Here is a 14,064-nt window from a genome sequence, read left to right as displayed (position 1 = left end):
TCATTTGTTTTTACAGGAAAAGAAATGAAAAACTTTAATTATTCTGGGATTGCGTTAGCCGTGGTGTCGGCCCTGTTATCGGGGTCCTCGCTGGCGGCGGAAAGCAGCGACGTGGGGGAGATTAACGTTAAGGGGCAATCGCTCGGCGGCGGTCTGATGGTGCAGGAAGACAGCGGCAAAGCGCGTTCCACCCTGACCAAAGAGGCGATGGAAAAAGCCCCCGGCGCCAGCAACGCTATCGACATGCTGAAATATACGCCGGGAATGAACGTCAACAGCAATGACGCCAGCGGCCTGAGCGGTATCGACTACACCATGCGCGGGATGAACTCGGATCAGATCGGCCTGTCGATGGACGGCATCCCGATTAACGACTCGGGCAACTATGCGGTCTACCCCAACCTGCTGGGCGACGCGGAAAACCTTGAGCAGATCTTTGTCACCCAGGGCTCTTCCGAGGCTGACGGCCCGCATATTGGTTCCAGCGGCGGTAATATTGGCCTTGTGACAAAGCGTCCCTCAAAGGAGTTTGGCGGCTTCGTCAAACAAACGCTCGGCAGCCATAACCTCAGCAAAACTTTCGCTCGTCTGGAGACCGGGGAGTACAACGGTTTTAGCAACTGGCTCTCGTACTCGCATACTGAAGCCAAAAAATGGCGCGGGGAGGGGCGTAATTATTCCGATAAGTTCGAAATGAACTCGCTGTACGAGGATGGCAACGGCAACAGCAGCAACCTGATCATGAAGTATAACCGTCAGGATAACAGCAACTATAACACCCTGAGTAAAGCGCAGTTCGAAGAAGACCCGCGTCAGGACTACTCGACCACCCCGGTCTACAACAGCAAAGGTCAGCTGAGCAAATATTACAAGCTGAACCGTAATCCGTTTGAAACCTTCACCCTCTCTTTTGCCCAGCGCTTACAGCTGCGCGATAACCTCGCGTTGACCGTTCAGCCCTATTACTACTGGGGTAACGGCGGCAGCTTTACCGGACAAACGGCCTCGGTGCTGTCCAATACGTCTGATACCGCCGGACAGTACGATCTCAGCAACCTGACTTCCAATACCTACTACCGGCCTTCGTGGACCCAGACCTGGCGGCCGGGCGTTACCACGAAATTGAAGTGGGATATTAACGACGAACACAGCCTGGATATTGGCTACTGGTACGAGCGCGCGCGTCAGTCGCAGACCCAGCCGTTTATTAGCATTCAGGACGATGGCAACCCGGCGAACGTTTCCGGCAAACCGGGCGGTTCCGATCAGGTTAAAGATGCGAACGGCAATACGGTACAGGGGCGTAACCAGTACACGGTGACTCCTGCGCACAAAGTATGGCTTCAGGACAGCTGGTTCGTGACGCCGGACTGGACGCTGGTGGGCGGGCTGGCTTATCAGTATGTTGAACGTAAAGGCGATAATAAAGGCAGCCTGTATAGCGCTGCGGAAAAACGCCAGGCGACCTACCATGAATTCCTGCCGAACTTTAGCATCAGCTATAAGCCGGATAGCGAAAATCAGCTGTTCTATAACCTGACGCGCAACATGCGTACGCCACCCAACTACGTGCTCTACAACGTCGGCGACTCGATCAGCACCAAACCTGAGCTGAGCTGGAACCACGAGCTGGGCTGGCGTTTTCAGCGCGAAGATATGCTGCTGAGCGCGACGCTCTTCTATATGCGCTATACCGACCGGCAGATTTCGACCACCAATGCGGATGGTGACTACGAAATGATGAACATCGGCAGCGTGGAGAGTAAAGGTCTGGAGCTGGAGTGGAGCGGTAAGCTGCCGTACAACTTCAACTACTACACCTCTTATACCTACACCCATTCCGAACAAAAAGACGACATTGTGAGCAACGGCGGACATCCGCTGCCAACGGCGGGCAAAACGGTGCCAAACGTACCGAAAAACATGCTTAACGCGTCGCTGGGCTATGACGATGGTCTCTACTACGGCAGCTTCGGCGGCAAATACGTCAGTTCGTTCTACGGTGATTTGACCAACGACGAAAAAATCGGCGGGCGCACGGTCTTTGATGTCGCCGCGGGCGTGCATCTGCCGGTGGATAAAAAGATTGTCAAAAGCGCCACCCTGCGCTTTGGCATCGATAACCTGTTCGATAAACAGTACCTGACCTCCGTCCGCTCGACGACTTTTAACGCGGCGGCTTACGACGGCGTGAAGGCCAGTACCCCGTACTACAACGTTGGCGAAGAGCGCACCTTTAGCGTCTCGCTGGAAGCCACCTTTTAATTAACCGGAGGGCACTCTGATGGATGCCAATCTGATTCACGATATTATTTTCTACGTTATGTACGCCGCGCTGGCGATCGCCGTGGTGATACTGGTTGAACGCGGCCTCTATTTTTCGTGGGCCCAGCGTCAGGCTTTGCGCTTTGAAAAGGCGCTGACGCCGGACGTTCGCCGCGCGTCGGATCTGCCGGAATCGCTGACCGGCCGCAGTAGCCTCCCGCTGACCCTCATTCTGCCGGTGCTGGAGAAAAAGCAGACGGCGGAAGACCGTGAGGCGATGAGCGATCTGATCGACGCTCAGTATCTGCTCAGCAAACCGCAGATGTCGCGTGGGCTGTGGATGCTTGAAACCGTTGTCACCGCCGCGCCGCTGCTGGGCCTGCTGGGGACGATCCTCGGTATTATGGATACCTTTAAGGCCCTTTCCGCCTCCGGCGTCTCCGATGCCAGCATGGTTTCTGCGGGTATGGGGACCGCCCTGTATGCCACCGGCCTGGGCATTGCTATTGCGCTGCTGTGCCTGGTGGGCAATAACTATTTGCAAAGCCGCATGGAGCGAATCAACGAACTGCTGAAGGTGCTGCTGATCCGCGCCGGCAGCCCGGTCAGCCGTCCGGAGCAGGGCGGCAAACGCTGGGAAGGCCACGAGGCGCAGCGCTATGCCTGAACATGGTCAATGCGGGTGGCCGGCAGGCCGCCTGATGAGCGCGCTGGCGGGGAGCTGGATGCTGTTAAGCCAGCCGGTATGGGCGGCGTTCTCTATACCCGGCTACGAGCTGGTGTATAACGCGCCGCAGGAAACCACCTTACAGGATAACGACTTACGTCATGCTGCCGAGGTCTGGCAGCAGATGTTCGATGCGGCGCGCAGCCATATCGATCTGGCGCAGTTTTATGTGGCGAATGAAAAAGGCTCTCTGCTGGATGGGGTTCTGGCACGTCTGCGGGCCGCCGGGGAGCGTGGAGTAAAAATTCGTTTTCTGATGGAGGAGAAGGGCGTGGGCCTTTCAACGCCGGAAACGCTGACGGCGCTGAAAGCGATCCCGAACCTGGAATTGCGGGTGATTCCGTTCCATCGGCTGACTGGCGGTATTGTTCACGCCAAGTATCTGCTGGTGGATGGCAAAGAGGCTTTTGTCGGTAGCCAGAATTTTGACTGGCGCGCGCTGGAACAGATCCAGGAGACCGGTCTGCGCATCAGCGATCCGCAAACGGTGCAGCAGATTCAGGCTATTTTCGATCAGGACTGGCAGGCGCAAGCTCTGCTGGCGGAGAGTAAGCCGGTACCGAAGCCGGCGCGGCAGGCGGTAGCGTCGGCCCCGCAGGGCAATTATCTGGTTGCCAGCCCGCGCGATTATAACCCGAGCGGGGTGATTGATTCGCAGGTGGCGCTGCCGCGGCTGCTGGCGAGCGCCAAATCGCGGATCCGGGTGCAGGTGATGGACTATGCGCCGCTGGCGTGGGGAGAAAAGGGGAGCCGGCCCTTTTATGCGCCCATTGATAACGCTCTGCGCAGCGCGGCGGCCCGCGGCGTACAGGTGGAGCTGATGGTGGCGAACTGGAACCTGAAAAAGCCGGAGGTATTCTGGCTGAAGAGTCTCTCTCTGGTGCCAAACGTTCAGCTAAAAGTGGTGACCATACCTCCCGCCAGCCGGGGGTTTATCCCCTTTGCCAGGGTGGTACACAGTAAGCTGATGACCATCGACGGTACGACGGCGTGGGTCGGAACCAGCAACTGGAGCGGAGGCTATTTCGATAACTCACGCAACCTTGAGCTGGTGCTGAATAATGCGTCGATGGCCGCGCGCGTGGACGCGCTTTACAGCCAGCTGTGGAATAGCCGCTATGCGGCGCCGATCAAGGTCGATTTTGATTATCCGGTTCCGCATCCTGGCCGCGAGTTCGAATAGATAAATCGGCTGAGGCTTCCCCTCTCCCGAAGGGGGAGAGGGGAAGCCTGTTTTCGTCCTCGCCAGAGGCTGCCTTATGCTTTGGGCTTATAGCGCAGCAGGCGGTTGGCGTTGCTCACGACGGTAATCGAAGAGAGCGCCATGGCCGCGCCCGCCACCACCGGGTTGAGCAGCGTTCCGGTCAGCGGCCACAGGATCCCGGCGGCAATCGGAATGCCCAGCGAGTTATAAACAAATGCCCCCAGCAGGTTCTGCTTCATATTACGCAGCGTGGCTTTGGCGATGTCCAGCGCATCGGCAACGCCGTTCAGGCTATGGCGCATCAGGGTAATCGCCGCCGTCTCAATGGCGACATCGCTGCCGCCGCCCATGGCGATCCCCACATCGGCCTGCGCCAGCGCGGGCGCATCGTTGATACCGTCGCCGATCATCGCCACCTGATGCCCTTCGCTTTGCAGGCGCTTAATCGCATCGGCTTTACCGTCCGGCAGAACCCCAGCAATCACCTCATCAATGCCCGCCTCTTTAGCGATAGCGTTGGCGGTGGTGGGGTTATCGCCGGTCAGCATGACCAGACGATAGCCCTGGCGGTGCAGCCTGGCTAATGCCGCCACGCTATCTTCGCGCAGCGGATCGCGGATGGCGAACAGCGCCGCCGCCTGACCATCTACCGCCAGCAGCACCGGCGTGGCACCCTGTGACGCCTGGGCGGTCATGTCGTCTTCTATTTCAGCCGTTGCAATCTTGTGCTCATTAAGCAGCGCCTGGTTGCCGAGCAGCAGACGGCGGCCTTCGGCTTCGCCGCTGACCCCCAGCCCGCGCAGGGTGCGGAAGTTTTCTACCGCAGGCAGGCGTTGGTCCGCGGCTTTGTCGAGAATGGCGCGCGCCAGCGGGTGGCTGGAACCTTGCTCCAGAGACGCCGCCAGACGTAGAGCGGTGGACTCATCCATGGCGGTAAAGGTTTTTATCGCCACCACCTGCGGTTTACCCTCGGTCAGGGTACCGGTTTTATCAAAGACCAGCGTATCGAGAGTGCTGGCGCGCTGCAGCGCATCGGCGTCGCGCACCAGTACGCCGTACTCCGCCGCGCGGCCCACGCCGGAGATAATCGACATCGGCGTTGCCAGCCCCAGGGCGCACGGACAGGCGATAATCAGCACCGTGGTGGCGATCACCAGGGTATAGACAATTTGCGGCGCCGGGCCAAAAAAGTACCAGATCGCGGCGCTGAACAGGGCTATCGCCACAACCGCCGGGACGAACACGGCGGAGATTTTGTCCGCCAGCTGGCCGATTTCAGGTTTACTGCTCTGCGCCTGGCGCACCATGCGGATAATGCGCGCCAGGGTGGTTTGACTGCCGACGGCGCTGGCGGTAAACAGTACGCTGCCGTCCTGCACTACGGTCCCGGCATGAACGGCGTCACCGTCGCCTTTTTGCTGCGGCACCGGCTCGCCGGTGAGCATCGCTTCATCGAACCAGGCTTCGCCCTGGCTAATGACGCCGTCGACCGGTACGCGATCGCCGGTGGTCAGACGCAGGATCATTCCCGCCTGAACCTCAGCCAGCGGCAGATCTTTTTCGCCTTCGTCGGTGACCACCCTCGCTGACGGCGGGGTTAAATCGAGCAGTTTTTCCAGCGCTTTCGAAGAGCGCTGGCGCGCGCGGGCTTCCAGCATATGGCCGAGGTTAATCAGACCGATAATCATCGCGCTGGCTTCATAATAAAGGTGGCGGGCTTCCATCGGAAACCACTGCGGCCACAGGTTGACGCTCATTGAATAGAGCCAGGCGACGCCGGTACCCAGCGCTACCAGCGTATCCATGGTCGCGGTGCCGTTTTTCAGGCTTTTCCACGCGCTGCGGTAGAAATGGCCGCCGGCAAAGACCATCACCGCCAGGGTGACAACACCGATAGCCAGCCACAGGGAGCGGTTATCATCGCTGACCATCATATTGTCGCCGATCATTCCCCAGCCCATGACCGGGATACCGACCAGCAGGGCGACGATAGCCTGCCAGCGGAAGCGCTTCATTGTGGCGACGGCGGTTTCCTGCTGGCGCTCGCGGCGTTCGAGGTCGTCTTCGATAGCTTCCGCGCCGTAGCCCGCTTTCTCTACGGCCTGGACTAATTCTGCGGCGGACGCGCTGCCCATCACCAGCGCAGTGCGTTCCGCCAGGTTGACCCGCGCCTGCGAGACGCCCGGCACCGCGGCGAGCGCGTGTTGTACCCGGGATACGCAGCTGGCGCAGCTCATGCCGTTGATTAACAGCTGCTGGCTGTCATCTTCGTCACGGGCTGCCGGAAGCTCAGAGGTGGCCGCTGTCAGCGCTTCCGGCGGGATTGATGATTCTGCCAGCGGTTTAGCCTTTGGGTGGCTGAGCTCCGCGCCGTATCCGGCCTGTTTAATGGTCTCAATCAGCGCTTCCGCGCTGGCGCTGCCCGTGACGTGGGCTTCGGTAACGGTGACTTCCGCCTGCTCAACGTCGGGACGCTGCTCCAGACTCTCTTTCACCCGTTTAACGCAGTGGCCGCAGGAGAGGCCATCAAGCGCGAGGTCGATAGTGGTAGACATACATAACTCCTGAATAAATTTCCGGTTAATGATTGACCGAACACACTCTTTCATCGAGTATTAACAAGGTTAAACCTTCCAGCAAGGGGAAGGTCAAGGGGGAAAGATGAATATTAGCGATGTGGCGAAAAAGACCGGTTTAACCAGCAAAGCGATCCGTTTTTACGAGGAGAAGGGGCTGGTGACGCCGCCGCTGCGTAGCGAAAACGGCTACCGCAGCTACAGCCAGCAGCATCTGGATGAACTGACCCTGCTGCGCCAGGCGCGCCAGGTGGGGTTTAATCTGGAAGAGTGTCGCGAGCTGATATTCCTGTTCAACGATCCCTCGCGGCACAGCGCCGACGTGAAACGCCGGACGCTGGAGAAAGTCGCGGAAATTGAGCGGCATATCAGCGAGCTGCAGGGCATGCGTACGCAGCTGCTGGCGCTGGCGGACTCCTGCCCAGGCGATGACAGCGCGGATTGCCCGATCATCGATAATCTCTCAGGCTGCTGTCACCGCAAGGCGCAGGCTTAACGCCGCGCCGGGTTGAGCATAAAGACCACCGTGCCGCGGTAGTAGGGGGAGTCATTCAGCTGCATTTCCGCCTGCCGATCGCGTTTGCCGTTTTGCACCAGCCCGAGTTTGAACGGGATACGCAGCCGGCTGAGCGCGGGGAGATAGTCCTGATAATTCGCCACCGTGCGGCGTCCTTGATAGCTTTGTACCACCAGTTCATCAACCGCAAGCGCGTTCAGTGTGGCAATATCGCCGGTTTTAGCCCAGTCCAGCAGGCCCGTTACCCCCAGCGCGAACTCTGGCGGCAGCTGCTGGCGTAGCTGTTGCAAAAACTGGGCGTAGTCGGCGAGCTGATATGTGGCTGCGTCAAAATCAACCTGCAGACCAACCACCTGATTGCCAGCCGCCCGCCAGCGCTGCATCAGGCGTACGATCCGCGGCACAATCGTCTGTGGTACATCAAGTGTGGTAAACCGGACGGTAAGCCAGATTGCGGGAAACGTCAGGCGGCTGACCGGCAGGCCGAGGCGCTGGAATATGACCTCGCCCGCGCGCGTCAGCACCTCGCCCTGATGCAGATATACCGTCTGCGCGTTCTGCAGATCGTTGCTGGCTTTCACCCCGGACCACAGCCAGAAGGCGGAATGCTGGCGCGCATCCACGCGCTCCGCCGCCTGCGCTGACCCGGACAGCAGCGCGATTACCAGTAATATTTGAGTTTTTGCGCCCACGGGCTTCCCGGATACTGCGTTTTCAACTGCGTGAACCAGCCCTTACGCTGCAGTTTTTCGACATCTTCGCCGCCGCATTCGTTGCTACCGGAGGGGGCGTAACAGAGAATCGCCCGATAGAGCGCATAGCTTTTATCTTCCGGCTCCGCTTTCGGCGAGGTGATAATCTGCTGGTAATAGCGTTGGCGATCGTACTGTCCCAGAGGCTGCTGGCGGTTGATGGCGGGCTCGAGCATATCGTTGCCGGCGTGGTCTTTCCACAGATCAACATGCGTCTGCGTGGTGCGGAAGAACTCGCCCAGGCAGTTAAGCCCATGGGCATCGTCGGCGTTTTTACTGAGCACGGTGACGGTGTCATCCAGGCTGCGGCAGGCATAACCGGCTTCGGTCGCCTCGCCATCCCAGTCGAAGCTGCTAAGGTTGACGTCGTTAAAGGCCTCGCTGATTACCGGCTGGGTAATAGCGGTGGCGAGCTTTTTGTCGTTCAGCCAGTCGCTGAAGCGACTTTCCGTGAGATCCCGCACCAGCAGCGTATGCAGAGCGATAGTACGTTCTTCATTATTGGGACCGTTGGCCGCCTGTTGGCGTAGCAGTTCAGGCGAGGCCTGGGTTTTCAGCACTTGGGAGCGAAAGCGTAGATTGGTCACTGGGCTATCGGCGGCAAAGATAGCCGCCGCGTTACCGCTGTAGACCAGCGTTGCCGCCAGTTTTGCCTGGATATACTGCTGTTGCTCGGGATTTTGGCTAAGTTGTAGCAGCTGCTGCCAAAAAGAGCGCGCCGCGGGCCACTGTGTTTGTCCCATTAGCGCTTCGCCGTAGAGGACCTGTTCGCTGAAGGCGAGAATATCATTCGCCGGCAGCGTTTTCGCCGGCGTGACAGCCTGCAGGATGGCGGCATCGTTGCCCGTCGCGCTCCACAGCTGCAGCTGCAGGTCGCGCCACAGCGGCAGATTTCCGCTCTTCTCAAACGCCGCTTTGCTGGCGTCAAGCTGTGCCTGGGTTAAGGTTGGCTTATTGTCAGCATTCAGGCGCAGGGCGCGGAGAAGTTCGACATAGCTGACCTGCGGCGCGTCCGGGAATGCTGCCAGAACGGGCTGCGCGTAGAACGGCATGCCGAAGACATTATCATATTCACTCACCAGTCTACGCAGTTCCCCGGCGTCGGCAGCCTGCCGGAAGGCCTGCTCATAGAGTCCGGCCAGCTGCGGCCACGCCTGCAGATACCAGTTAATGCGGCGCAGCATATTGCGCGCGGAGTCGGCATAAAGCCCTGCGGGCCAGCGTTGCAAATAGGCTTGAGCTTCTTTTTGCGCCTGTGCGGCATCATCACGATTGATCCGCGCAATATCAAAATCACCGTACTGCCCGACGCTGTTCTGGCTACTTTTGTTGAGCGCCGTGCGCATCAGCATATATTGCGCGGTCTCGGTCAGCCAGGGCTGCTGACTCTCCCGCAACAGAGTGAAATCGTGGGTCGCGGCGGTGTAATTGCCGCCATAGAAGTGGGCGATGCCGGAAAGGTAATAAGCGAATAAGTCGGCGTCCGCATCTGCCGGGAAGCTATTGAGGATATCAGCGACTGCGGTGATATTGGCGCCATAAAACAGTTTCAGCCGCGCCAGCGCCAGGTCATGACGCTGCTGCGGGGTCACAGAGGGCGCGGCGAGCAGGGCGGCGTTGAACTGGCTGACGGCGGCAAGGGTGTTGCTGACAAAGCGGTTTTCCAGTTCATAGTCGGATGTTCCCAGCCGTTCAGCCGAATCGGCCGGCATGATCTGCGCCGGATCGATATTCAGCGCCGCCATTTGTTGGATGAAGGTTTCATCTTCGCGTTGCGCCGGCGGCGCGGGAGGCGGCGCGCTATCCCACTCAGGATGCCAGGCGAAGTAAACATCGCGGGTACGGCTGACATCAGCGGGAATGGCCTGAACGGGCAGGGCGAAAGATTTCGCTTCGCTCAGCAGGCGCAGCAAGTTGTCCCGCGAGTCATTTCCCGGTGTCAGTACAGGTTCGCCTTTTAGCAGGCATAGCGGGTCGCTCCACGAGCAATCTTCGATATCAGCAGAAGCATATGCCTGAGCGGCTGCCGCGAGCAGGGCGCAGAGCGAAAGGGTAAACGTTGTCTTCCTGACCATGACGGATGTCCTGTGGGGTGATTATTGTGATACGACTCTTATATGTAGGGTTATGCCTTCGATGGCGACCACTTCAACCTTGCTGCCCGCCGCGAGGTCGTCATCGGCAATAACCGGCCATGAACTGTCGCCCACGCGGACGTGTCCGCGGCCGTTAACCAGCGCCGTTTCCAGCGTAAAGCGGCGGCCAAGCAGCTGCTGCCCGCGCTGATTAAGCTGAGCGTCCGCCGGCTTCTGGCGCTTAACGCGGTTACGCAGCCAGCGCGACCACAGCCAGGCCGCCAGCAGGGTCAGCACGGCGAACAGCGTACCCTGCCACTCCCAGCTCAACGGCAGCATCCAGACCAGCAGCCCGGTTACGACGCCGGCAATGCCGCTCCACAGCAGATAACCGTTGCCGCCGAGCATTTCCGCCGCCAGCAGCAGCCCGCCGAGGCTGAGCCAGAAAATATGCGGGTGGGCGAGAATCAGCGCGATCATGATTTTTTCTGCGCGCCAGCGCCTTCTTTAAGCAGCTCGCCGATCCCGGCGATAGAGCCCATCAGACTGCTGGCATCGAGCGGCATCAGCACCACTTTGCTGTTATTGGCCGCGCCAATTTGCTGCAGCGCATCGGTATATTTCTGCGCGACAAAGTAGTTGATGGCCTGAATGTCGCCGGAAGCGATAGCGGATGAGACCATCTGCGTAGCGCGCGCTTCGGCTTCCGCGGAACGTTCGCGCGCCTCTGCCTGTAAAAACGCCGACTGACGCTCGCCTTCGGCTTTGAGGATCTGCGACTGCTTCTCGCCCTCGGCTTTTAAAATTTCCGCCTGACGTATCCCTTCGGCCTCAAGAATATAGGCGCGCTTGGTGCGCTCGGCTTTCATCTGGGCGTTCATTGAGGCGATAAGCTCCGCCGGCGGGCGTACGTCGCGGATCTCAACGCGGGTGATTTTGATGCCCCACGGGTTGGTCGCTTCATCGACAATATGCAGCAGGCGGGTGTTGATGCTGTCGCGCTGGGAGAGCATTTCGTCCAGCTCCATGGAGCCCAGCACGGTACGAATGTTGGTCATGGTCAGGTTGATAATCGCCAGCTCGAGGTTGCTGACTTCATAGGCGGCTTTCGGCGCGTCGATGACCTGAATAAAGCACACCGCATCAATGGTGACGTTGGCGTTATCGCGCGAAATCACCTCCTGCGAAGGGATATCGAGCACCTGCTCCATCATATTAATTTTGCGCCCGATACGATCCATAAAGGGCACCACCAGGCTCATCCCCGGCTGCAGCGTTTGCGTATAGCGGCCAAAGCGCTCTACCGTCCACTGGTAGCCCTGAGGAACGATTTTTACCGCCGCTCCGACGATAACCAGCGCGACGAAAATAAGAATGGGGATAAAAATCAGCATCAAAAACCTCCTGTCTTGTTGCCTGTTGATGCGCCGGGAGAGTGGCGCGCGTTTAACCAGAGTATATCTTTCCGCGCATCCGGGTGAAAGAAAAGTGGAGTAAACTAGAGGCGTTGTCGAAAAACTGGGAATAATAATGACCGAAAGTAACGCTATTTTGCGCCTGGACAATGTGGGTTTTCAGGCCGATGGAGTGACCATCCTTAATGAGATGAGTTTTCAGCTCAGGGCAGGGGAATTTAAGCTGATTACCGGCCCTTCTGGCTGCGGAAAAAGCACGTTATTAAAAATAATCGCTTCGCTGCTGAGCCCCACCGCGGGAAGCATTTTCTTCGCCGGTAAAAACATTAATGACTTAACGCCGGAAACCTATCGTCAGCAGGTTTCCTACTGCGCGCAAACCCCGGCGCTGTTCGGCGATTCAGTGTATGACAACCTGGTCTTCCCGTGGCAGATCCGTCATCAACAGCCGGATCCCAACGCGCTGGTCGCCGATCTGCTGCGCTTCGGGCTGGCGGAGAATACGCTGGAAAAGTCAATCAATGAACTTTCGGGCGGGGAAAAGCAGCGCGTTTCGTTGATTCGCAATCTGCAGTTTTTACCGCAGGTGCTGCTGCTCGATGAAATTACCAGCGCGCTGGACGAGAGCAATAAAAAAAACGTGAATGAGATTATCCATCGCTACACGACCGAAAAAAATATTGCCGTTCTGTGGGTCACTCACGATAGCAATGAAATTGCCCATGCGGATGAAGTGATTACCCTAAAGCCTGCCGGCGGAAAAGCGCAGGAGGAGAAAAAAAATGAACGGGCATAATATTACTAACGAATCGCTGGCGCTCTCCATGGTTCTGGTGCTGGTAGCGATCGTGGTCAGCTACCGGGAAAAGCTGGCGCTGGAAAAAGATATTATCTGGAGTATCTGCCGGGCGATTGTGCAACTGATTATCGTCGGCTACGTGCTGAAATATATCTTTAACGTTAATCACGCCGTGCTGACGCTGCTGATGGTGCTGTTTATCTGCTTTAACGCGGCGTGGAATGCGAAAAAGCGCAGCAAATATATCGATAAAGCCTTTCTTTCTTCGTTTATCGCGATAACCACCGGCGCCGGATTAACCCTGGCGGTGCTGGTTTTTTCCGGATCGATTGCGTTTGTGCCGATGCAGGTGATTCCGATTGCCGGGATGGTGGCCGGTAACGCGATGGTGGCGGTCGGGCTGTGCTACAACAACATGGGGCAGCGTTTCAGCAGCGAGCAGCAGCAGATCCAGGAGAAGCTGAGCCTGGGCGCGACGCCGAAGATGGCTTCCGCAAGGCTTATCCGCGATAGCATTCGCGCCGCGCTGATCCCGACGGTAGATTCGGCGAAAACGGTGGGGCTGGTGAGCCTGCCGGGGATGATGTCGGGGCTGATTTTCGCCGGGATTGATCCGGTAAAAGCGATTAAGTACCAGATTATGGTGACGTTTATGCTGCTGTCGACCGCCAGCCTGTCAACGATTATCGCCGGGTATCTGACCTACCTGAAGTTCTTTAATGCTCGCCATCAGCTGGTGGTGACGCAGCTGAAAAAACGCGCGTAAGTTTTTTCCCCGGAGGCGGCGCTGAACGCGCCTGTCCGGGCTACCGTCCCGCAGACGGCGGGGAACCTGTAGCCCGGCTAAGCGCAGCGCGAGCCGGGTTTTTTACGATTAATAAAGCAGAGAGTAGAGCTGGCGGCGGTACTTCGCGGCCAGCGCGTCGCCGGTGCCGAGGGCGGAGAGGATCTCCTGCAGCAGCTTGCGAACCTCGCCGTTTCCGGCGCCTAAATCTTTTTGCAGATGGCTGAACAGCAGCGCCAGCGCCTCTTCGTTACGCCCAACCTGATGCAGCTGTAATGCCAGCTGGGAGGCCAGCGCCGCGTCTTCCGGGTTCTGCTCTACCTGCTGCTGCAGTTGCTGAATTTCCGGCGTGTCGGCGGCTTTTTTCAGCAGCTCGATCTGCGCTACCAGTCCCTGATAGCGGGTATCCTGATCCTGCAGCGGCACGGTTTTCAGCACCGTTTCCGCTTCATCGGAACGGTGCAGGGCAATCAGCGTTTCCGCCAGCAGCAGGCCAATCTGGCTCTCCTGGTTCGACAGCTGCCAGGCGTCTTTCAGCAGCGGCAGCGCTTCGGCGTAGTTCTCTTCCTCCATCAGCGCCAGCGCCTGCTGCGCTTTGAGCTCCTCTTCGCGCGGCAGGAACTTATCCAGCAGCGCGCGCACCGCTTCTTCCGGCTGCGGGCCTTCGAAGCCGTCGACCGGCTGACCGTTCTGGAACAGGTAAACCGTAGGGATTGCGCGCAGGCCAAACTGCGAAGCCAGCATTTGTTCGGCATCGCAGTCAACTTTAGCGAGGGTAAACAGGCCGTTGTACTGGGCGGCGAGGCTCTCAAGTACCGGCGTCAACTGCTCGCAATGTTGGCTGCGCGCGGACCAGAAATAGAACAGCACCGGCGTTGTCGCGGACTGCTGTAGCGTCTGGTGTAGGTTAGCTTCGGTAATATTGACAATATTCTGTGCGGACATGAGCA

General features: G+C 58.5%; 12 protein-coding genes. 6 read left to right on the top strand and 6 right to left on the bottom strand.

Annotated elements, in window-relative coordinates; translation table 11 throughout:
- Positions 1 to 24: 24 nt before the first annotated feature.
- The 3 genes from FQK12_RS14755 to FQK12_RS14745 are packed head-to-tail and all read left to right on the top strand — an operon-like array spanning position 25 to position 4,175.
- Positions 25 to 2,265, top strand: a complete 2,241-nt coding sequence (locus FQK12_RS14755) for a TonB-dependent receptor family protein (protein WP_014228220.1) — start codon at positions 25 to 27, stop codon at positions 2,263 to 2,265.
- 19 nt (positions 2,266 to 2,284) lie between these two features.
- Entirely contained in the window at positions 2,285 to 2,932 is a 648-nt protein-coding gene (locus FQK12_RS14750) for a MotA/TolQ/ExbB proton channel family protein (protein WP_004137930.1), read from the top strand.
- Positions 2,925 to 4,175, top strand: a complete 1,251-nt coding sequence (locus tag FQK12_RS14745; protein WP_014228221.1) for a phospholipase D-like domain-containing protein — start codon at positions 2,925 to 2,927, stop codon at positions 4,173 to 4,175. Before FQK12_RS14750 ends, FQK12_RS14745 begins: the two co-directional genes overlap by 8 nt.
- A gap of 74 nt (positions 4,176 to 4,249) precedes the next feature.
- Here FQK12_RS14745 and copA read toward each other — a convergent pair whose 3' ends face one another.
- A complete protein-coding gene (gene copA, locus FQK12_RS14740) occupies positions 4,250 to 6,751 on the bottom strand; it encodes a copper-exporting P-type ATPase CopA (protein WP_014228222.1) in 2,502 nt (833 codons plus the stop codon).
- A gap of 106 nt (positions 6,752 to 6,857) precedes the next feature.
- On the opposite strand from copA, the gene cueR reads away from it, so the two are divergent.
- Positions 6,858 to 7,268 carry a Cu(I)-responsive transcriptional regulator gene (gene cueR / locus FQK12_RS14735; protein ID WP_014228223.1) on the top strand — a complete coding sequence of 137 codons (411 nt, stop codon included), beginning with the start codon at positions 6,858 to 6,860 and terminating at the stop codon, positions 7,266 to 7,268.
- Here the strand turns inward: cueR and FQK12_RS14730 are convergent.
- The 4 genes from FQK12_RS14730 to FQK12_RS14715 are packed head-to-tail and all read right to left on the bottom strand — an operon-like array spanning position 7,265 to position 11,510.
- Positions 7,265 to 7,981, bottom strand: coding sequence for a DUF3142 domain-containing protein (locus FQK12_RS14730; protein ID WP_014228224.1), 717 nt, complete (start codon positions 7,979 to 7,981; stop codon positions 7,265 to 7,267). The genes cueR and FQK12_RS14730 overlap by 4 nt on opposite strands.
- Complete coding sequence (locus tag FQK12_RS14725; RefSeq protein ID WP_014228225.1) at positions 7,951 to 10,116, bottom strand: hypothetical protein; 2,166 nt, start codon at positions 10,114 to 10,116, stop codon at positions 7,951 to 7,953. Before FQK12_RS14725 ends, FQK12_RS14730 begins: the two co-directional genes overlap by 31 nt.
- Positions 10,117 to 10,137: 21 nt before the next feature.
- Positions 10,138 to 10,596: an NfeD family protein gene (locus FQK12_RS14720; RefSeq protein WP_014228226.1), complete on the bottom strand. Its 459-nt coding sequence runs from the start codon at positions 10,594 to 10,596 to the stop codon at positions 10,138 to 10,140.
- Entirely contained in the window at positions 10,593 to 11,510 is a 918-nt protein-coding gene (locus tag FQK12_RS14715) for an SPFH domain-containing protein (protein WP_004129981.1), read from the bottom strand. Before FQK12_RS14715 ends, FQK12_RS14720 begins: the two co-directional genes overlap by 4 nt.
- A 136-nt stretch (positions 11,511 to 11,646) precedes the next feature.
- Between FQK12_RS14715 and fetA the strand changes: the two genes are divergently transcribed.
- Positions 11,647 to 12,327 (top strand): iron efflux ABC transporter ATP-binding subunit FetA, encoded by a 681-nt coding sequence (gene fetA / locus FQK12_RS14710; protein WP_004848402.1) that lies wholly within the window; start codon positions 11,647 to 11,649, stop codon positions 12,325 to 12,327.
- Positions 12,314 to 13,096, top strand: coding sequence for an iron efflux ABC transporter permease subunit FetB (fetB, locus tag FQK12_RS14705; protein ID WP_014228227.1), 783 nt, complete (start codon positions 12,314 to 12,316; stop codon positions 13,094 to 13,096). Before fetA ends, fetB begins: the two co-directional genes overlap by 14 nt.
- A 108-nt stretch (positions 13,097 to 13,204) precedes the next feature.
- On the opposite strand, the gene FQK12_RS14700 is transcribed toward fetB, so the two are convergent.
- A complete protein-coding gene (locus FQK12_RS14700; protein WP_014228228.1) occupies positions 13,205 to 14,059 on the bottom strand; it encodes a co-chaperone YbbN in 855 nt (284 codons plus the stop codon).
- Positions 14,060 to 14,064: the final 5 nt, after the last annotated feature.

This window comes from Klebsiella sp. ME-303, from assembly GCF_007910085.1.
In the GTDB taxonomy this organism is placed as follows: domain Bacteria; phylum Pseudomonadota; class Gammaproteobacteria; order Enterobacterales; family Enterobacteriaceae; genus Klebsiella; species Klebsiella michiganensis.
Note: the sequence above shows the minus strand (reverse complement) of the source record. Positions and strands in the feature narration are given on the sequence as shown.

Coding starts and splice junctions, on each gene's coding strand:
- fetB (WP_014228227.1), top strand. CDS start 12,314: ATGAACGGGCATAATATTACTAACGAATCGCTGGCGCTCTCCATGGTT.
- FQK12_RS14720 (WP_014228226.1), bottom strand. CDS start 10,596: ATGATCGCGCTGATTCTCGCCCACCCGCATATTTTCTGGCTCAGCCTC.
- FQK12_RS14715 (WP_004129981.1), bottom strand. CDS start 11,510: ATGCTGATTTTTATCCCCATTCTTATTTTCGTCGCGCTGGTTATCGTC.
- FQK12_RS14745 (WP_014228221.1), top strand. CDS start 2,925: ATGCCTGAACATGGTCAATGCGGGTGGCCGGCAGGCCGCCTGATGAGC.
- cueR (WP_014228223.1), top strand. CDS start 6,858: ATGAATATTAGCGATGTGGCGAAAAAGACCGGTTTAACCAGCAAAGCG.
- fetA (WP_004848402.1), top strand. CDS start 11,647: ATGACCGAAAGTAACGCTATTTTGCGCCTGGACAATGTGGGTTTTCAG.
- copA (WP_014228222.1), bottom strand. CDS start 6,751: ATGTCTACCACTATCGACCTCGCGCTTGATGGCCTCTCCTGCGGCCAC.
- FQK12_RS14750 (WP_004137930.1), top strand. CDS start 2,285: ATGGATGCCAATCTGATTCACGATATTATTTTCTACGTTATGTACGCC.
- FQK12_RS14755 (WP_014228220.1), top strand. CDS start 25: ATGAAAAACTTTAATTATTCTGGGATTGCGTTAGCCGTGGTGTCGGCC.
- FQK12_RS14700 (WP_014228228.1), bottom strand. CDS start 14,059: ATGTCCGCACAGAATATTGTCAATATTACCGAAGCTAACCTACACCAG.
- FQK12_RS14725 (WP_014228225.1), bottom strand. CDS start 10,116: ATGGTCAGGAAGACAACGTTTACCCTTTCGCTCTGCGCCCTGCTCGCG.